The sequence below is a fragment of the Thiorhodovibrio frisius genome (assembly GCF_033954835.1).
GTDB lineage: Bacteria > Pseudomonadota > Gammaproteobacteria > Chromatiales > Chromatiaceae > Thiorhodovibrio > Thiorhodovibrio frisius.
The window spans coordinates 2408279-2431119 of record NZ_CP121471.1 but is presented as its reverse complement, the minus strand read 5'-3'; the positions used below and the strand labels follow the sequence as shown (position 1 = coordinate 2431119).

Below are 22841 nucleotides of genomic sequence, written 5' to 3'. Positions count from 1 at the left end.
TCCTGATCGCAGTGCGGGAGTTCATAGCAATACGAGCGACATCAGGTACACCACCGCAACCGCAGTCAGTCCCTGGATCAGGGTCGCCACCGTCATCGCCCGATAGGCGGTGCTGACGTCCATCTTGCTGAACTGCGCCACGACCCAAAAGAAGCTGTCATTGGCGTGCGATACGGTCATCGCCCCGGCGCCGATGGCCATGACCGTCAACACCTGACCAGCGGTCGAATCCAGTCCCAGCGAATTGAGCATCGGCGCGATCAGGGCTGAGGTCGCCACCAGGGCCACGGTGCTGGACCCTTGGGCGGTCTTGAACGCCGCGGCGATTACGAACGGCAGGAAGATGCCGAGGTTGTAACTCGCCAATGCGTTGCCCAGCACCTCGCCGATGCCGGCCTCTTTCAGGATGGTCCCGAGGCCACCGCCGGCGCCAGTGATCATGATGATGGTGGCCGCGCTCTTGAGACCGTCCTCAATCCAGTCGTAGGTGGTCACCTTGGTCAACGACGGCAGCAGGCCCAGCGAGATAAAGAAGCCGATGAACAGCGCATTGATGGGCTTGCCCAGAAAGCTGATGATCGCAAAGGCGGTGCCTTCGCCCAACGGATGACTGGGGAAGGCTGCGACCGAACCAAGTGCGATCAGCAGGATGGGCACCATGATCGGGGCAAAAGCCATGGTCGCCGAGGGCAGCTTGCCGTATTCCTTCAGAGCCTTTTCGTAGGCCGCCTCATCAAAATTGGCGCCATCTTCGCCACTGCTCAGGCGCTGACCGACAAAGACCGCCCAAGCATAGCCGGTCAATACCGCCGCGAAGGAGACCAGAATCCCGGTGACGATGACCAAGCCGAGCTTGTCACTCAGCCCCAGGTTTCCGGCAGCCGCAATCGGGCCTGGGGTGGGCGGAATCAGGGTGTGAGAGGCAAACAGGCCAGTGGCCAGGGCGACGCTCATCATCACCGCCGACACCCTGGCCCGCTCCGCCAATGCCCGTTTCAGCGATGACAGAATAACGAATCCGGAATCACAGAACACCGGGATAGAGACCACGTAGCCCATGAGGCTCATTGCTAGCCCCGGAAAGCGACCGCCAAGCAGCCTGAGCACCGCATTGGCCATGGTAATCGCCGCCCCGGTGCGCTCCAGGATGGTACCGATCAGGGAGCCAAGAATAATGATGATGCCAATATAGCCGAGGATGCTGCCGAACCCGGAGCGGATGGTGGCGCCGATGGCCAGTGGGTCCATGCCAGCGCCAAAGCCGATGCCATAGGAGGCCATCAACAGGACAATGAAGGGGTGCCACTTCAACTGTGAGGTGGCAAGCACGATGAACGCGACTGCCATCACTAGCACGAGAAGTAGATAACCAACCTCAGTCATGTGCTTCCCCTCATTATCAATCGAGATCGGGATTGCCGCAGCCCGGATAATACAACGTTCGCGGGATCCTGAACTGAGTTGTCGGTTGCCAGGCCAGGGTACGGATGCCGAAAGCGCGATTCCATCTGGCGTTCGAGTTGGTGGCAGTGGCCGAAGCCGGGATTGCATCGGCGTTGCTACAGGCATTCCAGCATTCAAATACCACGCGCAATGGGTAGGCGCGCCAGATGCCCGTCGATGGCCTCGGCGACCCTGGCGTAAAGGTCAAAAACCTGGGCGAAGTCCTCAATGTGAACAGCGCCTTGTGCGGCGCGATCAAAGCGTTTGATGACAAAGGCCTTGTCTCCGAGATGGTCAAGGCCGTTTGGCAGATTCTGAATGGACGCCAGATCGACAAGATCGATGGCGGGGACAGAGAGGCCGATCTGCCGCGCGAGTGTCATCATAGAGAATTCGTTCTCGGGGACGCCGCCATAGTCCCGAGCGGGCAGTTTGACGATCCAGTCGCCGCCCACGCCGCTTGCCGGAATGGTTAATCCGCCGGCCGCGTCCGCGGCGCCGGAGAACTTCAACTGCACGCCCGCAAGGGAAAATCGAAACGCTTTTTCGCGGGACTGGACAGCTACCCGCGCAGGAAAGGGGCAGCTGGCACCGAAAATCCCCGCTCAGCCCCAACCAGACACGATAACCAATCACCGGCCATTGCATTGCCCATTCTGTGCGTATAGTCTACAGCTCGAACGAGCCTGCGGCATTGACCGTGTTTTCCGTGTTAGGTATCCTCAAGCCGCGAAAGGTACTTGCATTCTTGACGAGGAAGGAATTCCGCGAACAGCTGCGCGGCTCGGCCGCCAACGATTGTGGCTTTCTAGTCGCCCCAGCTGACCGCTTCCCCCACAAACATGATTCGGTCCGGAGGCAGCGGACAGCAGAGTGTCGGTCATCAACATAGAGGGATTTATGTCGTCGAAGAAGGGTTTTTTGGCGCATGCGCGGCTGGACAACCAAGGTCGCTGGCATTTCCATTTACTCGATGATCACCTCAAAGCTGTCGCCCGGTTAGCCTCTGATTTCGCGCTCTTGTTCGGTTCATCGGATTGGGCCGCGGCAGCCGGGCTTTGGCACGATCTCGGAAAATTTAGACCACGCTTCCAGCGTTATATCCGCGAGGCTGTGGGGCTCGACCCCGAGACCGCCCATCTCGAAACCCGCCCTGGGCGCGCGCCGCACTCCACGGCTGGTGCCTTGCTGGCGGAACGGGACATGGCGATCGCTGGCCGCGTTCTGGCTTATGTGATCGCGGGTCACCACGCCGGACTGTACGACTGGGACGGCGGGTTGAAAGAGCGCATGGCCGGCGATGACGCCCGCGACGAACTGGCCGAAAGCCTCGCCGCCGAGCCACCGCCGGATATCCTGCACCCCGCACTCCCGCCGCGTGATTTGCGCCAGGTGCCGGGTGGCAAAGAGGGCTTCTCGCTCTGGGTGCGGATGCTGTTTTCCTGCCTGGTCGATGCCGACTTCCTCGACACCGAGGCCTTCATGGACCCGCCGCAGTCCGAACGCCGCGCCCACTGGCCTGAGCTGGCGAGCCTCGGCCCCGCATTCGATAAGGCGATGAAAGCCTTGGCCGAGCAAGCGTCGCCAACCCCGGTCAATCAGTTGCGCGCCGAGGTGCTGGCGCACTGCCGTCAAGCGGCGGAGATGGAGCCAGGGGTGTTTTCGCTAACGGTGCCGACCGGTGGCGGCAAGACCCTGGCCAGCATGGCGTTCGCGCTCCGCCATGCGCAGCGGCATGGACGGCGCCGGGTGATTCACGTCATCCCCTACACCAGCATCATTGAGCAAACCGCAGCGGTGTTTCGAGGCATCTTCGGTGACGCGGTGCTGGAGCACCACAGCGCGGCGGAGGCAACGCCAGACACCGAAAACCTTCGCAGCCGGCTGGCCTGCGAGAACTGGGATGCGCCCATTATCGTCACCACCAGCGTGCAGTTTTTCGAGTCCCTGTTCGCCGCGCGCACCTCGCGCTGCCGCAAGCTGCACAATATCGTCAACAGCGTGGTCGTTCTCGATGAGGTGCAACTGCTGCCGCCGGCGCTCTTGCAACCCATTGTCGATGTAATGAATCTGCTCGCCAAGCACTATGGCGTCACCTTCGTCCTGGCCACCGCGACTCAGCCAGTGCTGGGGAGCCGGCGCTATTTCGACTCCGCGCGCCATTTCGACGGGCTCGACAATGTCCGCGAGATCATCCCCAATCCCGACGCGCTCTATGATCAATTGCGCCGCGTGCGGGTGCGCTTGCCGCTCGACTGGCGGCAACCCGTCAGTTGGGAGACGCTGGCCGAGGAATTGTCCCACCATGACTCGGCCCTGGTCATCGTCAACTCCCGCCGCCACGCCCGCGAGCTTTTCCGCGCCATGCCGCCCGGCGCCCTGCATCTGTCGGCGCTGATGTGCGGCGCGCATCGCTCGCGGGTCATCCGCCGCATCCGCCAGCGCTTGGCCGATGGTGTGCCGACGCGAGTGGTTTCCACTCAGCTAGTCGAGGCGGGTGTGGATCTCGACTTTCCGGTCGTCTATCGCGCGCTGTCCGGCCTTGATTCCATCGGCCAGGCGGCCGGGCGCTGTAATCGCGAGGGGCGCATGAAGCAGGGCGAGGTGGTGGTATTCATCCCGCCCGAGCCACCTCCAGCCGGCCTGCTGCGCGCGGCCGAGGACGCCTGCCGCACCACCCTGCACGGCATTGAGGACGGAGACCCGCTCGCCCGCTCCCGCTTCGCGGATTACTTCGAACGGCTTTACTACAGCCGCGACCTCGATGCCCATGGCATTCGCCGCCTGCTCAGTATCGACGATCCCAAGGCACTGAATGTGCAGTTCCGCGGTGCCGCCGAACACTTTCAGATGATCGAGGACGATGATAGCGTTTCCGTGGTCGTGCTCGACCGGGATACGGAGAACAATGACATCGACATGCTGCTCGGCTCACTGCGTAAAAACGGCCCGGATCGCTGGCTGATGCGGCGCTTGCAACGCTACATGGTGACTATCGGGCGACGCGATGCGCTGCGCCTGCTCGACCAGGGCGATGTCGAGGAGCAGGTGCCGGGGTTGTTCGTGCAGATCAGCGACTGGCTCTACGATGCCGATCTGGGCTTGATCACCGAGGGCGCCGCACCACGGCCCGCGCAAACCATTGTTTGAGGGCCGGCATGACAACCTTTGAGGGCAACATGAACACCTACTGCCTGGAAGTCTGGGGCGATTTCGCCTGTTTCACCCGCCCGGAAATGAAAGTCGAGCGCGTCAGCTATGACGTCATCACCCCCTCGGCCGCGCGCGCCATCTTCGAGGCCATCCTCTGGAAACCGGCCATTCGCTGGCAAGTGCGCCGCATTGAGGTACTCAAGCCCATTCGCTGGATGACGCTTAAGCGAAACGAAGTCGGCGGCTTGGCGACGGATCGCAGTGGCGGGGATGGCTATCGCGGATTGTTCATTGAGGACGACCGCCAGCAGCGCGCCGGGCTGTTCTTGCGCGATGTCGCCTATCGCCTCCATGCCGAGTTGCATTTCGATGCGCGGCGCGATCCGGATGCGAAGGGCGAGAAATATCGCCAAATGTTCGAGCGGCGCGCGCGTCGAGGGCAATGCGTCAATCAGCCCTACCTCGGCTGTCGCGAGTTCGCCGCGGCCTTCGCGCTGATCGCGCCCGGTTCCGTCACCACAGCGCCAATCGCGGAGAGCCGTGACCTTGGCTTCATGTTGTACGATCTGGATTTTTCGGACCCTCACGACCCACAACCGCGTTTCTTCCGCAGCCTAATGAACAGCGGCGTGATCGATCTGCCGGGCTGGTCCGATCCGGAGGTGTTGGCATGATTTTGCAAGCGCTTGCGGCCTACTATGAGCGCCAACAGACCGCTAGCAGTGGCGGTGATCGAGTCGCGCCAGCCGGATTTGAATACAAAGAGATTCCCTTTGTCATCGAGCTCGATCATGCCGGTGACTTCGTCTCGCTGGCGGATACGCGTGGCCGCGACGGCAACATCAAGACTGCACAGCGATTCTTGGTCCCGCAGGCGGAAAAGCGCACCGTCCAGGTCAAGGCCAACCTGCTGTGGGACACGGCCGAATATGTCCTGGGTATTCCGGATCAAAAAAAGCTCGATGAACGCCAGAAAAAAGGCAAGGCGGACGACTACCTGAGCCGGGTGAAGGACATGCACCGCGCCTTCATTGCGCGCTTGGATGAGCTCCCCGAATCCACCCAGGAGGACGCGGGGGTTCAAGCCGTGCGAACGTTCTTTCGCGGCGACAGGCGCGACGACAGGCTTGGGGCCATTCAGGCGCTTCCCGCTTGGGAAGACATCGCAAAAACTAATCCCTTCATGGGCTTTCGACTGCACGGCGATCTCGATCTGGTCTGCCAGCGCCCGGACGTGGTGGCGGCCTTGCGACAAAGTCCGGCGCAGCCGGAGGAAGCCGGGGCCGTCTGTCTACTCAGTGGCAAGCCGGGTCTCATTGAGCGGCTGCATCCCCCGATCAAAGGCGTTTGGGGTGCTCAAACATCGGGAGCCAATATCGTCTCCTTCAACCTTGGCGCTTTCCGCTCATACGGCAAACTGCAGGGCGCCAACGCCCCGATCAGCAAGGCTGCCGCCAGCGCTTATACTTCGGCACTCAATCATCTGCTACGCAAGGAGTCGTCACAGCGCGTCCAGGTCGGCGACACATCAACTGTGTTCTGGGCCGAACAGCCCAATGCCCTGGAAACCGCGCTGCCCGACATTTTCGGCGAACCGCCCAAGGATGACCCCGACCAAGGCACCCGCGCCATTGCTGAGCTCTATCGCGCCGTCTCATCCGGTCACTTTGCCCTCGGCACGGGCGAAGATCGCTTTCATGTGCTTGGCCTTGCCCCCAATGCCGCGCGCATTAGTATTCGCTTCTGGGAGACCGCCCCGGCAATCGAGTTGGCCCAACGCATTCGCCAGCATTTCGAGGATCTGCGCATCGCCCGCGGTCCGAATGATCCCGAATACTTGTCGCTGTTTCGCCTGTTGGTGAGCTGCGCCCAGCAGGGCAAGGCCGACAACATCCCACCCCATCTCGGCGGCGATGTGATGCGCGCCATCCTCACCGCGCGTCCCTACCCGACCACCCTGCTGCATGCTGCGGTGCAACGCTGCCGCGCCGAGCAGCGCGTGACTTATCCGCGCGCCGCCGCCATCAAAGCCTGGCTGTGTCGCGACCAGCGACGCGCTGGAGCCGACTCATTCAACCCCGCCACGGAGCCAACGCCCATGCTCGATGTCGCCAATCCCAGCCCGGCCTATCGGCTGGGCCGACTCTTCGCCACCCTGGAGCGCATTCAGGAGGAAGCCAGCCCGGGCATCAATGCCACCATTCGCGACCGCTTCTATGGCGCCGCCTCCGGCACGCCGGTGTCGGTCTTCCCGACCCTGATGCGACTCAAGAACCACCACATTGGCAAGCTCACCAAAGGCCGCGCGGTGAACATGGAACGGCTGATCGCCGAAATTCTCGAAGGCTTGGCGGATTTCCCCAGCCAGATGGCCATGCCCGATCAAGGCCGCTTCGCCATCGGCTACTACCACCAGCGCCAGGCGTTCTTCACCAAACGCACGCCAAAGACCGGCACAACGGACCCCAATATTGATGACCCCCACATTGATCACAAGGAGACTGACTCATGAGCATTGGCCATCGTTATGATTTCGTGCTGCTGTTCGACGTGCAGGACGGCAATCCCAACGGCGACCCCGACGCCGGCAATCTGCCACGGCTCGATGCCGAAACCGGCCAAGGACTGGTCACCGATGTCTCGCTGAAGCGCAAGGTGCGCAACTTTGTCGGCCTGACCAAACAACAGGGCGATGGACAATTCGCGCCTGGCTACGACATCTACGTCAAAGAAAAAGCCGTGCTCGGCCATGCCCATGTGCAGACCTTCGAAAAACTCGGCATCAACCTGGGCGAGAAAAAAGTCGTTCCTGTTCCCGCCGAACTGGAAGACGCGCTAACAGAGATTACCCTGCCCGCGGGCATCGAGCGCATCACCGACGACGAAGGCCAGTCGCAGCTCGAATTCTCCGCCGTGCTCGACAAGGCCGAAGTCAAGGACTGGCTCAAGGAAACGCCTGATCTGGACAAAAATCTGGTCAAATTGATCAATCAAGCACTCAAGGATGCAAAACCACGGAGACCGAAACCCGAGGAGACCGAACGCGGCCGCGTCCAGATGTGCAAGGATTTCTTTGACATCCGCACTTTCGGCGCCGTGCTATCACTGAAAAGCGCGCCCAATTGCGGCCAGGTGCGCGGTCCGGTGCAACTCACCTTCGCGCGTTCGGTCGACCCCATTGTCGCCGCCGAGCATTCCATCACCCGCATGGCGGTCGCGACCGAAGCGGAGGCCGAAAAGCAATCCGGCGACAATCGCACCATGGGCCGCAAGCACACGGTTCCTTATGGACTCTACCGAGGGCATGGTTTTGTCTCCGCCTTTCTGGCCAAGCAAACCGGCTTTAGCGATGATGATCTGCAACTCTTCTGGCAAGCGCTTGGCCAAATGTTCGAGCACGACCGCTCCGCCGCGCGTGGGCAGATGGCAACCCGGGGGCTTTATGTCTTCAAGCACGACTCCGAGCTGGGCAACGCACCGGCGCACAAGCTGTTTGATTTGATTCGGATCGAGCGCAATGACACCCAGCGCCCGGCGCGTCAGATTGGCGATTATCGCATCGAATCTCCACCGCCCGGTCCGCTCGCTGACTTTCCCGGTGTGGAGTTTCTCGTCCTGAACCAATGAGGATTCACCCATGACCAACTGGCACGAGCGTATCAGCGTTGACGAGAAGATCCTGGTCGGCAAACCCGCCATTCGCGGCACTCGCATCGCTGTTGATCAGATCATGGATCGCCTCGCCGATGGCTGGACAACGGAGCAAATTCTCAGCGCCTATCCACGCCTGACACGCGAGGATGTGCTAGCCGCCATTCGCTTCGTCACCGAAGTCTTTCGCGAAGAAGACTACGTCGCCATTGATAAGGTGCGAGCGTGACAGAGTCGTCCCGTCCCGCCTGGCTACTCGATGAAAACTTTCCCGAACCGGCAGTTGCGCATCTGCGTGCTTCAGGTTGGGATGTCTTGGCGATCAGCGATACCCATGCCGCCCTGGATGACGCGGATGTGCTATCCCTCGCCCTTGACGAGCATCGTTGGCTGGCCACCTTTGATCGCGATTTTGGTGACCTGATTTTTCACCAAAAGCTGCCACCGCCGCCCCTAACGCTTTTGTTGCGTGTCACTTCCTATGGCCCCGAGGAGCCAGCGCAGTGGATCGAGCAACTGTTCGACCAGGGGCAGCTGCATCTCGGATGTTTTCATATTTTTGACGGTCGCACCGTGAGACGTCGACCGCAAGTCCGGGTGCTAGGATGACCGAGGCCATACCAATTGACGCGGCGGGCCGTTCAAGCCTTACGGGGCTGGTCGACCCCATCGCCATCTCCGCGCTCCAGCACTGGGCTTACTGCCCACGCCAATGCGCATTGATTCATCAGGAGCAGTCCTTCACCGACAACCTGCATACCGCGCGTGGACAGGCCGTACATCATCTGGTCGATCAACCCGGTGAAGCCATCAAGGCAGGGGTGAAAATCGAGCGCTCCCTGCCGCTGTGGTCGGAGCGCTTGGGCCTGATCGGCAAGGCCGATCTGGTTGAAATCCATCCCGATGGCGCCATCTTTCCGGTCGAATACAAGCATGGTCGCAAACGCCAAGCGCATCATGACGACATCCAACTGGCCGCCCAGGCGCTGTGCCTGGAAGAAATGTTCGACCGCCCCGTGCCGCGCGGCGCCATCTACCACGCCACCAGCCATCGCCGGCGCGAAGTCGCCATCGACAACAACCTCCGCGCCGCCGTCGCCGATACTCTGACCGCCATCCGCACCATGCTGGCATCCAACCGCTTGCCACCGCCCGTCAACGACCGGCGCTGCCGCGAATGTTCCCTGTCCCTCTTATGCCAGCCGGAGCTCATTGGTGAGCAGCAGCGGTTCAATCACGCACTGAGTGGCCTGTTCGATCCAGAATTCGAAGCTGACTAAGATGCCCGCCAGTCAAACCAGTTACCAGATTCAGAATAGCCTCTACGTCATGACGCCAGGGGCTTATGTGCATCTCGACAATACCACCGTGCGCATCGACGTCGAACGAGAGACCCGCCTCCGCGTCCCATTGCATCATGTCGGCAGCCTGGTCTGTTTCGGCAACATCATGGTCTCGCCAGCCTTGATGCACCGCCTTGCCGATGAAGGCAAGTCGCTGGTTCTTCTCGAGAGTTCTGGCCGCTTCAAAGCCCGGCTGGAAGGCCCCGTGTCTGGCAACATCCTGCTCCGCCAGGCGCAGTACCGGGCCAGCGAAGCAACGGATACATGCCTCGCCATCGCCCGTGCCCTGATTGCCGGCAAATTGCGTAACAGCCGTTCCGTCTTGCTGCGCGGCGCTCGCGAAACCGAGAATCCCGCCGAGTCCGCTGAACTGATCGCTGCCGCCGAGTCCTTGGCCGCGTCCCTGCGTGCCGTACCCGTCGCTGCGGACATCGACAGCCTGCGTGGTACCGAAGGAGAAGCCGCCCGTCGCTATTTCTCTGTCCTTGAGCTTATCGTCAAACCGAAAATGCGCGCGCACTTCAAACTATCGGGGCGTTCGCGTCGTCCACCGCGCGACCGATTCAATGCGCTGTTGTCCTTTCTCTACTCCATGCTGATGAACGACTGCCGCTCCGCCATCGAATCAGTTGGACTCGACCCCCAGCTTGGCTTTCTGCATGCAGTGCGTCCCGGTCGCGCCGCGCTAGCCCTTGATCTGCAGGAAGAGTTTCGAAGCATCCTCGCCGACCGATTCGCCCTGACACTCGTCAACCGCGCCCAACTGACCACCAAAGACTTCGATTTGCGCGAAGGCGGCGCCGTCATGCTCAACGATCAGGGCCGTCGCGCAGTCGTGGCCGCATGGCAGGAACGCAAGCAAGAGGAAATCAAGCATCCCATCCTCGACACTAAAGTTCCCATTGGCATTCTGCCATTCGTCCAAGCTCGCGTGCTCGCCCGCTTTCTGCGTGGCGACCTTGACGGCTACCTGCCATTCTTAGCAAAGTCTTGATGGGTATATATTTTTGCTGCCGCTTGGAGTCGCAAAACCATGCTCATCATTGTGACCTACGACGTATCCACCGAAACATCCGCCGGTCGCCGGCGACTGCGCCGAGTCGCGAAAGTCTGCGAGCGCTATGGTCAACGCGTCCAAAAATCGGTGTTCGAATGCCAGGTCGACCAAATGCTTTATGAAGAAATCGAGCGCAAGCTCCTCGCCGAAATCGACCAGACCGAGGATAATCTGCGTTTCTATCGGCTGACCGAACCCCACGATCTGCGTATCAAGCAATATGGCCGCTTTCGTTCCACTGACTTCGAAGGTCCTCTGGTCGTCTGATGCGCGAACCCCAAGCAATTTCTTTTTTCTGGCACCTTCGCGCGCACCGCTATACGTTGATTTCCTTAATTTTTTCAACTTTTCTTCCGAAAGAACGAAAGAGAACGCTCCCCTTCCAAACCAAGTTCGCGCAAACTATCCGCCGCAACTTCTTAAAACAAGCGGTTGCATCAGCGGAGCATCGCCCGGCCAATTGGCCGGGCGCGGATTGAAACGCCCTGACCTTCACCGACGAAGCCCAAGCCATCAGGCATCGCCCGGCCAATTGGCCGGGCGCGGATTGAAACGCCACACTTATTGCAGCCACCTGGTGATGGCCGGTGGCATCGCCCGGCCAATTGGCCGGGCGCGGATTGAAACATTTATTGCAAAGCTGCGGACGCTATCATCAGTTGCGCATCGCCCGGCCAATTGGCCGGGCGCGGATTGAAACTGAGCGATCCCTGCGCGCGCACCAAAAGCGGCAAAGCATCGCCCGGCCAATTGGCCGGGCGCGGATTGAAACCTTCCAGCGCGGAAGTAAACTTCTTGCTCTGCTTGCATCGCCCGGCCAATTGGCCGGGCGCGGATTGAAACGCGGTAATGGCGCCATCGGGGAAGCATAGATGGCCGCATCGCCCGGCCAATTGGCCGGGCGCGGATTGAAACACGATAACTGTCTCGCAGTTTTGTCAGTGCCTGAAGCATCGCCCGGCCAATTGGCCGGGCGCGGATTGAAACGCGGCCATGATCGCCGCAATCACGCACTAGGAGAGGCATCGCCCGGCCAATTGGCCGGGCGCGGATTGAAACATCAATTAAATCAGTAATATTTTTCTCTTTATCAAGCATCGCCCGGCCAATTGGCCGGGCGCGGATTGAAACGGGTAAGAAAATATACTTGAGTATAATTTGCTTCTTTGCATCGCCCGGCCAATTGGCCGGGCGCGGATTGAAACACGGTAGCGGACAGAACGCACATCCCGGGTGTTCATGATGCGCGAGATCCTGGAACTGGAGACCGATGCGATCTGCCATCGGCTTTCCGCGCGCCGCGATTCGCCTGCGCTCCGGTGGGGACTGAGCTGAAACTCTTCCAAATCCTCACCGGCATGGTGCTGGCGGCAGATGGGCGACCAGACTGGGTCGGCCGCCACCCTCGTGCAGCCGGATGCGGGTGATGCTTGCCGGCGGCACTTCCAGCAGCAGCAGGGAGGTATCGGCCAAGCCGAGGATTTCTCCCAGCAAGATACGAATCACACCGCCGTGGGTAATGATAAGCCTGTGGTGGCCAGTGTTTTGTGCCGAGTCGTTCTGGACCGGGTCGGCCTCGACCAATTCCCACCAGGCATCGGCCACACGGCGACGAAAGGCGGAAAATAGCTCGGCCTCCGGGGGATCAAACGCCTGCGGATCAGCCCAGAACGCCGACAAATCGGCGAGCGGAATCTCGCTGGCGTGCAGCCCTTCCCAGGTGCCGAAATCCCGCTCTGCCAGTGCTGAATGGATGGCCAGCGGCAGCTCGCGCACGCTGGCAAACTCTTGTGCAAAGGCCTGGCAGCGAGTCGCGGGAGAACAGATGACCTCATCCCAAGCGGCGCCTTGACTGGCGGCCAGTGCCGTCAGCGCCTTGCGCATCTGCCGCCAGCCAAGCTCGGTGAGCGGATCATCGCGCCGACCGCGAAAGCAAGGACCACCCTGGACCTCACCGTGGCGCAGAAGATCAACCAGGCGCCCGGTCATTCGGCCAGCATCCCGGCCAACGGCGGCCCCTTGAGTACCAGCGGCAATCCGGCCACGCAAAGCAGCGCGCGCTGGCACTGACGGGCAATGTCCTGATGCAGCTCTCCGGCCAGATCGCAATAACGCCGGGCCAGGGCATCGACCGGGATAATGCCCTGATTGGTCTCGTTGCCGACGAAGATGACCTGACCGGGCAAACTCGGCAGCAGTGCGCGCAAGTCGGCTAGTTCGCGCTGCAACAGGGGCTCGTCCTCCGCCCACAGCAGATTGGCGAGCCACAGGGTCAGGCATTCGACCAGCACGCTGCGTTCGGGGGCGCTGGCCGCGCGCAAGGCAGCGGCGAGATGCAGCGGTTCTTCGATCAGCGCCCAGTCGGCCGGGCGCCGGTCACGGTGCGCCTTAACCCGCGCGCGCATTTCTGCATCCTCGCCCGGAGTTGCCGTGGCGAGATAGGTCACCGGCCAGCCGGAGGCGCGGGCCAGCCGCTCGGCCAGCCGGCTCTTGCCAGAGCGGACGCCGCCGAGGATTAAAAGACGCTCAGCCGTCATTGAGGGTGGTCAGGGTGCATAGCGCAGGGTGACGAAAAAGCTCCGCCCGGGCTGGTTGTAGAAAGCAGCGGTTTCATAATCCTCATTGAAGACATTCTCGACCCGTCCTTGTATCAGGAGCGAGCGACTGAAGGCGTATTCCGCCCGCAGGTCCAGCAACGCAAAGCCATCGAGCTGGGTCTGATTGGCAAAGTCATCATAGCGGCGCCCCTCAAGTGTCAGGGTGCCGCCGAGACCGACGCGCCCAAAGCGGCGGTCGGCATCCAGACGCAGGCTTTGCTCGGGACGGCGAGCGAGCAATTTGCCATGATCCGCCCCAGGGGATGTGTTGCGCGGATCGAGCAACGTCAGATTAGCATCCAGATCCCAGTCGGCGATGCGCGCTACCGACCACAGCTCAATGCCCCGAATCCGGGCCGAATCCAGATTGGCCGGGGCGAAAGTGCTGCCATCATAGGCGATCAGATCCTCGATCTCGGTCTGATAGAGGCTCAAGCCCCAGTCACCCCAAGGGTGCGGGCCGCTCAGACCCAATTCAGCACTTTGGGCAGTTTCCGGTTCCAGGTCAGGATTGCCGAAGCCCGGATAGTACAGCTCGTTGAAGGTGGGCGCCTTGAAAGCCGTGCCCAGGGAGGCCGTCACCCGCAAGCGGTTTGGCAGCCGATAGCCCCAGGCGATGCTGCCGGTCGTGTGGCCACCGAACTGCTCATTGTCGTCATGGCGCAAGCTAAGCTGCCAGTCCTGCGGCCCGAATGCGCCCAGATATTCGCCAAACACCCCGAGGTTGCGGCGGCTGTCGGTCGCATAGCTGGGATCAGTGTCGACCACATCTAGCTGATAATCCAGCCCAAGACCAAGCTGCTGCCCAGCACCCAGGCTAAGCCTGTTCAGCCAGCTCAAGATGTCACGACGGGTATCGTAGTGATTGATCTCGTCGTCATCGAAATAGATGGTGGAATCATCCCAGGACCGCGCCAGGGAGAGCTTGCTCGACCAGTTTGCCAAGGGTTGCAGGGTCAGATTGATACCGGCAACCTGCAACAGACCCTTGCTGGCATCGCCGGCAAAGGCACTGCCGTCATAGTCGTTTTCGCTGGCCGCGCGCAGAAAATTCACGTCGGCTTCCAGGACGTCCGAGAACCTGTACCCCGCCCTGAGCGAGCCGTTGTCGTTGCGGTAGCCGTCGCGATCCGGCTGATTGACAAAGCAACCACCAACCAGCGGCTCCCCATCGCAGGCATTGAAGCCTTCGCTGCGCTCAAAGCCGAGTCCGGCATCAAACCAGGCGCTCCCACTGCTGCCGGAAAGCCCCAGATGTCCCTCGACCGTCCCGTAGGTGCCAGCCCCGGCGCTCACCCGCGCCTTAAGCGGGCCGGCGGTTGCCTCCCCACCACCTTTGCGGGTGAAGATTTGAATCACCCCGCCGATGGCCTCTGAGCCGTAAAGGCTCGAGCGCGGCCCGCGCACAACCTCGATGCGCTCAATCTGCTCCACCGGGATGTCCTGCCAGGGCACAGTGCCCAAGGTCGCGGAGCCGACCTTAACACCGTCGATTAACACCAGGGTGTGGTCTGATTCTGTGCCGCGCAGAAAGACCGAGGTCGGCTGCCCGGGTCCGCCATTGCTGCTGATCCCGACGCCCGGCAGGCCGCGCAATATGTCAGTCATCGTGCGCGACTGGCGGCGGTCGATATCGGCGCGGTCAATGACGGTGACGGACGCCAGGGTCTCCCCCGTGGTTTCCGGCATCCGTGTCGCGGTCACCACAATGGGGTCGAGGTTGGTCACATCTTCCACGGCAGCCAGCGCGGCCGCAGAAAGCATGGCAGTAGAGGGCAGCCCGATGACCAGGGCGGCAGGCCGTAAGAAGCCCGCGAGAGGATGGGTCATGATGATCGTCGTCCCGCACCCGCTCACCCGCGGATGCTGTTATGTCGAATGGAAACATTCGGCCATTACGGGGACAGGACACAAGACGGGAGACCAACGCGGGCGAGGCCTGACCCGGCCGCCGCCCTCCGCAACGCCGCACAGCAGACGCAGGCCGGTCTCCGGGCTCACGAGCTGGAGGCCAGGGGCAATGATGCGAGAACATCACTGGCCTGTGGTATCCGGATTGCGACGCCTTCCCATGGGGCTACCAGAACCCAAACAATGGGCCTGGCCAACCACAGTGGCATCTGTCGCGATCACAACTCGCCTACCGTTGCGGGGGCAGCGCCGGACTCGCGGTGTTATTGTTGCTTGAAACAACCACCACTGAACCGGCTTCCCGTTTCAATCCGCTTGTTCTTTTCATCAAGGGCAAAGCCCGAGTAAAAAGGTGCGAATCACCTGGCGTCTATAGGGTTTTAGCCTAAGCCAGGAGCGGGGGTGAGGTCAAATGCCTATGCGCGGTTAAGCACGAGAGAATCGGTCCGTTGCCGTCTGAACGGCGCACACGGATGCGCGCCACTGGCACATGGCACGCAGGGCGCGGGGATTTAGAGATGCCGCTGCAGCCAGTATTCCAGCAGCGCCAGTTGCCACAGCTTGCTGCCCTGGATGCGTGTGTGGTGCTGGTCGGGTGCGGCCAACAATTGGTCGACCATGGTTCGCTGATAGAGCCCACGCTCACGGCAGGTCTGGGAATTAAGAATATCGCGCATGAAACCCAGAAACTCTCCGCGCACATATTTGAGCGCCGGCATGGGAAAGTAGCCCTTGGGCCGGTCGATGACCGCATCCGGCAGCCGCCCGCGCGCAACGCGCTTAAGCAAAAACTTGCCACCCTCGCGCAGTTTCAGTTCCGGCGGGCAACGCGCGGCCAGTTCGACCAGGTGATGGTCCAAGAAAGGCACCCGCGCCTCCAGACCCCAGGCCATGGTCATGTTATCCACGCGTTTGACAGGATCATCCACAATCAGGGTGGTCACATCCAGGCGCAGCACGGCGTCGATCACCTCGTCCGCCTCCGGCTCGGCCAGCCGCTCGGCCAGCAGCGCCTCGGTATGATCGGCACCGGCATAGGCTTGGGTCACCAAACGCAGATACTCGGCATGGTCGCGGTCGAAATAGTGCTGACGCAGCCGCTCGACCGGCGTTCCTTGGGTCTCGGCGGCAATGCGCGGATACCAGAAGTAGCCGCCGAAGACCTCATCGGCGCCCTGCCCCGACTGCACCACCTTGATCTCGCGCGAGACCTGCTCGGCAAGCAGATAAAAAGCGACCGCATCCTGGCCGAACATGGGCTCAGCCATGGCATCGACCGCTTCTGGCAGGCGGCGCAGGACTTCATCATTGGGCACCAGAAAGCGATGATGGCGGGTATCATAGCGCGCAACCACCTGATCGGAAAAGACGAACTCGCTGCCGGCTTCTTCCGGTGTGTCTTCGAAGCCGACCGAGAAGGTCATCAGATCGCGCGCCCCGGCCTCGGCCAATAGCGCCACCAGCAGGCTGGAATCCAGCCCCCCAGAGAGCAGCACCCCGACCGGTACGTCGGCGATTTCGAGCCGCTTGCGCACCGACTGCATCAGCCGCTCATGCACAGCATCAACCCACTCGGACTCCGAGCGGGCAACCGGCTCGCGAGTGGCATTCAGCCGCCAGTAGCAGCCGCTGCGCTCGCGGCCATCGGCCTCGATCATCAGCCAATGCGCCGGTTCGAGCTTGCGCAGGCCTTTCAGCACAGTGCGCGGTGCCGGCACCACTGCATGCAGCGTAAACAGATGATGCAGCGCGACCGGATCGATAGCGGTATCCACCGCACCGCCCGCCACCAAAGCCTGGCTGTTGGAGGCAAAGCGAAAGGCTTGGTCATTGCGCGTCCAGTAAAGCGGCTTGATACCAAAGCGATCACGCGCTAGAAAGAGCACTCGGCGGTTGGCATCCCAGAGCGCGAAAGCAAACATGCCGTCGAAGCGCGCGACACAATCCTCGCCCCAGGCGTGCCAGGCTTTCAGGATAACCTCGGTGTCGCCATCGGAGAAAAAGTCGTAGCCCAGCCCGCGCAATTGCGTGCGCAACTCCGGGTAGTTGTAAATGGTGCCATTGAACACCAGCGCGAGTCCCAGGCGCTGGTCTACCATGGGCTGATTGGCGCGCACCGAGAGATCAATAATCGACAGCCGCCGATGGCCAAAGGCCAGCGCACCATCGCTGTAACTGCCGCCATGATCCGGCCCGCGCGGCGCCAACCGCTCCATCATGCGCGCGATGCGCCCAAGCTCCACCGGGGCACCATCAAAGCGCAATTCACCGCAGATTCCGCACACAGTCGATCAGCCTCCTAGGCTCGGTTCAGGTCCAGGTAAATCTCCGCCACAGGCACCGCAGTTGCCAGGCAATCCAGCCAGATATCGCCGTTGTCGTAGCATTCCGCGCGCCAATCATTCTTGCGCCGGTAGACTTCTACCCGCTCCCCGTCTTGAGCCACCAGCAGATATTCAAGCAAGCTCGGCAAGGTTTGATACGCCAGCAGCTTTTCGCGCCGGTCAATGCGTTCCGTAGATTCAGACAACACCTCTGCGATCAGGCAGGGCAACTGGCAGAAATCGGACTCGCGATCTTCCGGATCACAGGACAGGAGCAAATCCGGATAGTAAAACAGCGTCTTGCCGTCGATCTCGAGTCTTACCTTCATGTCCGAGGTGAACAGCTGACAGTTCTTCAACCGCGCAGCGGGGGTTAGCGCGAATGCAAAAGCGTTCAAAATAAGTCCATGCGCGCGACTTGCACCGGCCATGGCATACACCTGACCATCAATGTACTCGTGCCGAATCTCGCTGCAAGGCTCACCAGCCAGATAATCCTCGACACTCAGAGACGGTTTTTGCTGTGCATTAAAAGACATTAGTGCACCCAATAAACAACGAATGTAGGCACCCTTCGGTGTCCGCGACATCAAGAACTCTCGACAGAATCACAAGGGACATAGGTCACCCTTGACTACTATCTTAGCGCGCGAACTCAATCGGCGGCAGGTCGCCATTGCGCTTAAAATCCAGACCGCCAAGGCAGGAGAAAAACTCGCCAGCTAAATCGGTTATACCGAAACCCTCGAGATTTCGGCTCGTTCTGGGCCGGGTGACGGCCACGGGAGACGCCGTGAATACCTCCCTGTAGGCTTCCCGGCGGCGTCCTGCCGCCGAGACCCCCGTGACCGTCACCCGGCCCAGAACCGAAAATCAGTTTGCAATTGGTATAGACTCAATCATCGCCGACAGCCCTGATGCGGTGCGCAAACGCGCCCATTCGCTCTGGCATTGGGCCCTGCGCAGACGGACAATCATCCCAACCGGAGCCTTCAAATCATGCAAGCAAGCGCCAAACCACGGGCCTTCTGGCCGCTATTCACCACTGCTCTGACATTGTTGCTCGCGGAGGCGGCCATGGCCAACCCACCCGAAGCCGATCAGGCCACTGATCAAACCAATAACAGATTACCCGAAGTCCGCACCACCCTGGCCGACCAGACTGCGGTCGCGGTGACCATCTACAACAGCGATCTGGCATTGATCAAAGACCAACGCCAGATCAGCCTGCCAGCTGGGCGACTGGATCTGGCCTTTCGTGATGTCAGCGCGCGCATCAAGCCACAGACCGCCCTGCTGCGCGTGCCCGAGGGCGATCAGACCCCGGCACCACGGGTCATCGAGCAGAATTTTGACTTCGATCTGCTCACCCCCGGCAAGCTGCTGGAAAAATACGTCGGCCGCGAGGTTGGACTTATCCGTACCCATCCGACCACGGGTGAAGAGACCGAAGAAACCGCCACCGTGCTGGCCGCGAACGACGGCGTGGTGCTGAAACTTGGCGACCGTATCGAGACTGGCAGCCCCGGCAGTCTGGGCTACCGCATTGTCTATCGCGACATTCCCGCCAACCTGCGCGACCGCCCTACCTTGGTGATGCGACTGGATAACCAGGCGACACAGCCGCAGGCACTGGAACTCAGCTACCTGACCGGGGGCCTGAGCTGGCAGGCCGATTATGTCGGCGAGCTGAGCAGCGACGAGACCAAGCTCGACCTGACCGGCTGGGTGACGCTCGAGAACCGCAGCGGCACCAGCTACAGCAACGCCCGGCTGCAACTGGTCGCTGGCGATGTGAACCGCGCGCCCGATCCCCCGAGCATGTTTGACGGCATGGCCGAGCGTCGCATGATGGCCGCTGCCGCGCCGCCGATGGAGGAAGAGGCCCTGTTTGAGTACCACCTCTACAGCCTGGCCGAGCCGACCACCATTGCTGATAATCAGTCCAAGCAGGTCAGTCTGCTTGCCGCCTCTGGTGCCAAGGTGCGCAAGGAGTTGGTGATTCAGGGCGGCGCCGGCAGTTATCAGCGCGCGCTCGGCGACCTGGCGCAGGATCTGGACGTGCAGGTGTTCCTTGAGCTGACCAATGACGAGGCATCCAACCTCGGCATGCCGCTGCCCGCCGGGACTCTGCGCGTCTACAAGCGCGACTCGGCCGGCAATGCCCAGTTCATCGGCGAGGATCGCATCGACCATACACCCAAGAACGAGACTTTCAAGGTATTGCTCGGACAATCCTTCGACGTCACCGCCAGCCGCAAACAGACGGAATTCACCAAGCGCTCTGGCAGCGGCCCCTGGCAGTATGAGTTCGACAGTGCGTTCGAGATCCTGGTCAAAAATGCCAAGTCAGAACCGGCCACTGTGACCTTGCAGGAGAGCCTCCCCGGCGACTGGAAAATCCTCGAAGAAAGCGCACCCCATCAAAAAGGCAATGCCCATACCGCAGTCTGGACGCTTGATGTGCCGGCAGAGGGCTCGACAACTTTGACGTATCGGGTACGGGTGCGGCTCTAGGACGGGCGGTTACGGCATGGATGATCCGGCCGGACGATTGCGCATTGCCCTGAACTGGGATAGCGAGCGCTGGCGGGTGGACATCCGCTCCTCGCGCCCGCTGGCTGCCTCGCGGGTGTTTTCCGGCAAGCCTGTCGCCGAGGTGGCACGCCAGATTCCGCTACTCTACAGCCTGTGTGCTACCGCCCAGTCCCAGGCGTTTACCGCCGCTGCCGAGTCCATTCTAAACCTAGCACCCGACGCATCGACCCGGCTCTGCCGTCAGCAACTGTTGCACGCGGAGCTGATCAAGGAGCATCTTTGGCGTCTATTGCTCGACTGGCCGCCTCTGCTCGGCCTAACGCGCGAGGATGCTCTGATGGCCCGCGTCATGGCCGCCTGGCAAGGGCTGCGATCCCAGCTGCGCGTGACGGGTGAGCCCTTCATCCCCAGCGCGCGCATCGATCGTCCAACTGCATCAGCCAACGAGTCCGCCTTGAGCGCGCTGATCGCACTTGGCGAACAGGCCAGCCTGGGAACAACTGCCGCCGACTGGCTAGCCGCTTGCGACAGCCTTGAGCAGTGGCGACGCTTCGCAGACAGCGCTCAAACACCAGCCGCCGCAATGGCGCGTGCCCTGCATGAGCAAGAATTGGAAACACTCGGCCAGACCCGGACTGCCTTTCTTACCCAGCCCGACCTGAGCGCCATTGAACAGCAGCTAAGCGGCGCCTTGGGCAGTACCAGCACTGATGCCTTCATCGCAGCTCCGAGCATCAAGGGACGCTGTTATGAGACCACGCCGCTCGCACGCATGGCTGGGGAACCCCTGATCGCCAGCTTGATGCAAACGCATGGCAACGGCCTGCTGACCCGTTTCGCCGCGCTGCTGGTGGAACTCGCGCAAGCCCTGGCCGAGGCGAGCGCGGTCAGCAACCATGCGCCACCCATCCAGAGTCTGCATCCCCGATCAGACACCAGCCTCGCCGCCGTCCAGGCTGCACGCGGCCTGCTGGTGCATCGACTGGTCTTGCGAGATGGCCGCGTCGAGCGCCATCAGGTGCTGGCACCGACTGAATGGAACTTTCATCCGCAAGGGGTGCTGAATCAGGCTTTAAGCAGGCTACCGCCAGGTGGAAAAGCAGCTGATCGGACCGAGATTGAGCGGCTAGCTGACCTGCTAGTCACTGCCATTGACCCCTGTGTCGACTACTCCATCAGTCTGGAAGCCTAAAAACACTAACTCATCCATGCGGATCGCTGCGAGATGGTCACAACAGCTTCTTTAGAGATCCGCCACCTACAGAAACAAATCCGATATATTGAGAGGCTATAGACTCGATCATGACCTAATCACAAGCAACGGCAAACCAGCCCGTCGTTGCACTGGGCTTGCGACAAAACCCACCGGAGTTTTTTTATGTGCCTTGCGATTCCCGCCCAGGTGCTCAGCATCGATAGTGCCACCGACCAGGCCTGTGTCTCGCTTGACGGCGTGCGCAAGGACGTTTCGCTCGCCTTGGTGGAGGGGGTCGAAGTCGGGGACTATGTGCTGGTGCATGTTGGCTATGCGCTCAATCGCATCAGCCCGGAGGAGGCTGAGGAAACCCTGCGGCTGATGCGGACCATGAGCGAATTCGACCCGAGTCCATCTGATGAACGGCCACAACCAGCCCAGGTCGAGGCACCCGAGTGAAATTCATCGACGAATACCGCGACAGCGCTCTGGCCCGGAATATTGCCAGCGCCATTCGCACCGAGGTGCACCCGGATCGCGACTATCGGCTTATGGAGTTCTGCGGCGGCCATACCCACGCCATTTTCCGCTATGGCGTACAGGACCTGATGCCAGAGAATCTGCGCTTCGTCCACGGCCCCGGCTGCCCGGTGTGCGTGCTGCCGATGGCGCGCATCGATCAGGCCATCGCCATCGCCAGCCAGCACCGGGTGACCCTCTGCACCTATGGCGATCTGATGCGGGTGCCCGCCAGCGAGCGCCAGAGCCTGCTCAAAGCCAAGGCTGAGGGCGCCGACATCCGCATGGTCTATTCCACTCAGGACGCGCTCGCCATCGCCCGCGCCGCGCCTGATCATCAAGTTGTCTTCTTCGCCATCGGCTTTGAGACCACCACCCCGCCAACAGCCGTTGCGCTCAAAACCGCACGCGCCGAGGGGCTGAGCAACTTCTCGGTCTTCTGCAACCATGTGCTGACCCCACCCGCGCTGCGCGCTATTCTGAACGACAGCGGGCAAGACGCCGCGCGTATCGACGGAATCCTGGGGCCATCCCATGTGAGCACCATCATCGGCAGCGCAGCCTATGCCTTTGTCGCCCGGGAACATGGCCTGCCCTTGGTCATCGCCGGCTTCGAGCCGCTTGATGTGATGCAAAGTGCGCTCATGCTGGTGCGCCAGATCAACCAGGGGCGCCGCGATCTCGAGAACCAATACAGCCGTGCCGTCAGTCCAGCAGGCAACACCAAAGCCCAGGCGTTGATGCGCGAGACCTTAGCCCCGCGCGAGACTTTCGAGTGGCGCGGCCTCGGCTGGCTGCCAGACAGCGCCCTGCGCGTGGCCGATACCTATGCCGACTGGGACGCCGAGCAGCGCTTCCCGGTCGAGGTGACCCCCAGCCGCGAGATCAAAGGCTGCGAATGCCCCAAGGTGCTGCGCGGCTTGCTGGAACCGACAGATTGCAAGCTGTTTGGTACAGTCTGTTCACCCGAGAATCCCATGGGCGCCTGCATGGTGTCCTCAGAAGGCGCCTGCGCCGCTTACTGGAGCTATGGTCGTTCGCGCCAGTCGAATCGAGCGACCACCGCTTCGGCGGCCTAACGCTCATGGTCCCGGCCACCCCGGAGAACAA

At 61.4% G+C, this 22841-nt stretch carries 20 protein-coding genes, 1 CRISPR repeat array and 1 riboswitch; of the genes, 13 read left to right on the top strand and 7 right to left on the bottom strand.

Annotation, left to right across the window (positions count from 1 at the left end):
• Positions 1–21: 21 nt before the first annotated feature.
• Together Thiofri_RS11370 and Thiofri_RS11365 are read right to left on the bottom strand one after the other, a co-directional pair.
• Positions 22–1383, bottom strand: coding sequence for a GntP family permease (locus Thiofri_RS11370; protein WP_009151519.1), 1362 nt, complete (start codon positions 1381–1383; stop codon positions 22–24).
• A 194-nt stretch (positions 1384–1577) separates the two neighbouring features.
• Positions 1578–1955, bottom strand: coding sequence for a HipA domain-containing protein (locus Thiofri_RS11365; RefSeq protein WP_040857694.1), 378 nt, complete (start codon positions 1953–1955; stop codon positions 1578–1580).
• 388 nt (positions 1956–2343) lie between these two features.
• Between Thiofri_RS11365 and Thiofri_RS11360 the strand changes: the two genes are divergently transcribed.
• Genes Thiofri_RS11360 through cas2 form a run of 9 tightly spaced genes read left to right on the top strand, consistent with a single transcriptional unit; the run spans position 2344 to position 10914 of the window.
• Complete coding sequence (locus tag Thiofri_RS11360) at positions 2344–4593, top strand: CRISPR-associated helicase/endonuclease Cas3 (protein ID WP_009151518.1); 2250 nt, start codon at positions 2344–2346, stop codon at positions 4591–4593.
• An 8-nt stretch (positions 4594–4601) separates the two neighbouring features.
• A complete protein-coding gene (gene cas5c, locus Thiofri_RS11355) occupies positions 4602–5270 on the top strand; it encodes a type I-C CRISPR-associated protein Cas5c (protein WP_009151517.1) in 669 nt (222 codons plus the stop codon).
• The gene (gene cas8c / locus Thiofri_RS11350) at positions 5267–7108 is read left to right on the top strand and encodes a type I-C CRISPR-associated protein Cas8c/Csd1 (protein ID WP_009151516.1); all 1842 of its coding nucleotides are present in this window, start codon (positions 5267–5269) and stop codon (positions 7106–7108) included. Before cas5c ends, cas8c begins: the two co-directional genes overlap by 4 nt.
• The gene (cas7c, locus tag Thiofri_RS11345; protein ID WP_009151515.1) at positions 7105–8223 is read left to right on the top strand and encodes a type I-C CRISPR-associated protein Cas7/Csd2; all 1119 of its coding nucleotides are present in this window, start codon (positions 7105–7107) and stop codon (positions 8221–8223) included. Before cas8c ends, cas7c begins: the two co-directional genes overlap by 4 nt.
• Positions 8224–8233: 10 nt before the next feature.
• A complete protein-coding gene (locus Thiofri_RS11340; RefSeq protein ID WP_009151514.1) occupies positions 8234–8476 on the top strand; it encodes a DUF433 domain-containing protein in 243 nt (80 codons plus the stop codon).
• On the top strand, positions 8473–8856 hold the full coding sequence (locus Thiofri_RS11335; protein ID WP_009151513.1) for a DUF5615 family PIN-like protein: 384 nt from the start codon (positions 8473–8475) through the stop codon (positions 8854–8856). The genes Thiofri_RS11340 and Thiofri_RS11335 overlap by 4 nt, the downstream gene beginning before the upstream one ends.
• Entirely contained in the window at positions 8853–9527 is a 675-nt protein-coding gene (gene cas4, locus Thiofri_RS11330) for a CRISPR-associated protein Cas4 (protein WP_009151512.1), read from the top strand. Before Thiofri_RS11335 ends, cas4 begins: the two co-directional genes overlap by 4 nt.
• 1 nt (position 9528) lies before the next feature.
• On the top strand, positions 9529–10584 hold the full coding sequence (gene cas1c / locus Thiofri_RS11325; protein ID WP_009151511.1) for a type I-C CRISPR-associated endonuclease Cas1c: 1056 nt from the start codon (positions 9529–9531) through the stop codon (positions 10582–10584).
• 39 nt (positions 10585–10623) lie between these two features.
• Positions 10624–10914: a CRISPR-associated endonuclease Cas2 gene (gene cas2, locus Thiofri_RS11320; protein WP_009151510.1), complete on the top strand. Its 291-nt coding sequence runs from the start codon at positions 10624–10626 to the stop codon at positions 10912–10914.
• 178 nt (positions 10915–11092) lie between these two features.
• Positions 11093–11852: a CRISPR direct-repeat array (repeat unit 37 nt; unit sequence GCATCGCCCGGCCAATTGGCCGGGCGCGGATTGAAAC).
• Between the two features lie 145 nt (positions 11853–11997).
• Here the strand turns inward: cas2 and Thiofri_RS11315 are convergent.
• The 5 genes from Thiofri_RS11315 to Thiofri_RS11295 all read right to left on the bottom strand — a co-directional run bounded on the left by Thiofri_RS11315 (position 11998) and on the right by Thiofri_RS11295 (position 18018).
• Complete coding sequence (locus Thiofri_RS11315; protein ID WP_009151509.1) at positions 11998–12636, bottom strand: histidine phosphatase family protein; 639 nt, start codon at positions 12634–12636, stop codon at positions 11998–12000.
• Positions 12633–13184, bottom strand: a complete 552-nt coding sequence (gene cobU / locus Thiofri_RS11310) for a bifunctional adenosylcobinamide kinase/adenosylcobinamide-phosphate guanylyltransferase (protein ID WP_009151508.1) — start codon at positions 13182–13184, stop codon at positions 12633–12635. The genes Thiofri_RS11315 and cobU overlap by 4 nt, the downstream gene beginning before the upstream one ends.
• Before the next feature lie 9 nt (positions 13185–13193).
• Positions 13194–15074, bottom strand: coding sequence for a TonB-dependent vitamin B12 receptor (gene btuB, locus Thiofri_RS11305; RefSeq protein WP_009151507.1), 1881 nt, complete (start codon positions 15072–15074; stop codon positions 13194–13196).
• A 135-nt stretch (positions 15075–15209) separates the two neighbouring features.
• Positions 15210–15514, bottom strand: a riboswitch (cobalamin riboswitch).
• Positions 15515–15667: 153 nt separating this feature from the next.
• Positions 15668–17440 (bottom strand): N-acetylglutaminylglutamine amidotransferase, encoded by a 1773-nt coding sequence (locus Thiofri_RS11300; protein WP_009151506.1) that lies wholly within the window; start codon positions 17438–17440, stop codon positions 15668–15670.
• A 14-nt stretch (positions 17441–17454) separates the two neighbouring features.
• On the bottom strand, positions 17455–18018 hold the full coding sequence (locus Thiofri_RS11295) for a Uma2 family endonuclease (RefSeq protein ID WP_040857691.1): 564 nt from the start codon (positions 18016–18018) through the stop codon (positions 17455–17457).
• Between the two features lie 460 nt (positions 18019–18478).
• Here Thiofri_RS11295 and Thiofri_RS11290 point away from each other — a divergent pair, with 460 nt between their 5' ends.
• The 4 genes from Thiofri_RS11290 (at position 18479) to hypD (ending at position 22810) form a co-directional block, all read left to right on the top strand.
• The gene (locus Thiofri_RS11290; RefSeq protein WP_009151504.1) at positions 18479–19996 is read left to right on the top strand and encodes a DUF4139 domain-containing protein; all 1518 of its coding nucleotides are present in this window, start codon (positions 18479–18481) and stop codon (positions 19994–19996) included.
• 16 nt (positions 19997–20012) lie between these two features.
• Positions 20013–21209: a nickel-dependent hydrogenase large subunit gene (locus Thiofri_RS11285; RefSeq protein ID WP_009151503.1), complete on the top strand. Its 1197-nt coding sequence runs from the start codon at positions 20013–20015 to the stop codon at positions 21207–21209.
• 186 nt (positions 21210–21395) lie between these two features.
• A complete protein-coding gene (locus Thiofri_RS11280) occupies positions 21396–21671 on the top strand; it encodes a HypC/HybG/HupF family hydrogenase formation chaperone (protein WP_009151502.1) in 276 nt (91 codons plus the stop codon).
• A complete protein-coding gene (gene hypD, locus Thiofri_RS11275) occupies positions 21668–22810 on the top strand; it encodes a hydrogenase formation protein HypD (protein WP_009151501.1) in 1143 nt (380 codons plus the stop codon). Before Thiofri_RS11280 ends, hypD begins: the two co-directional genes overlap by 4 nt.
• The last annotated feature ends 31 nt before the right edge of the window (positions 22811–22841 follow it).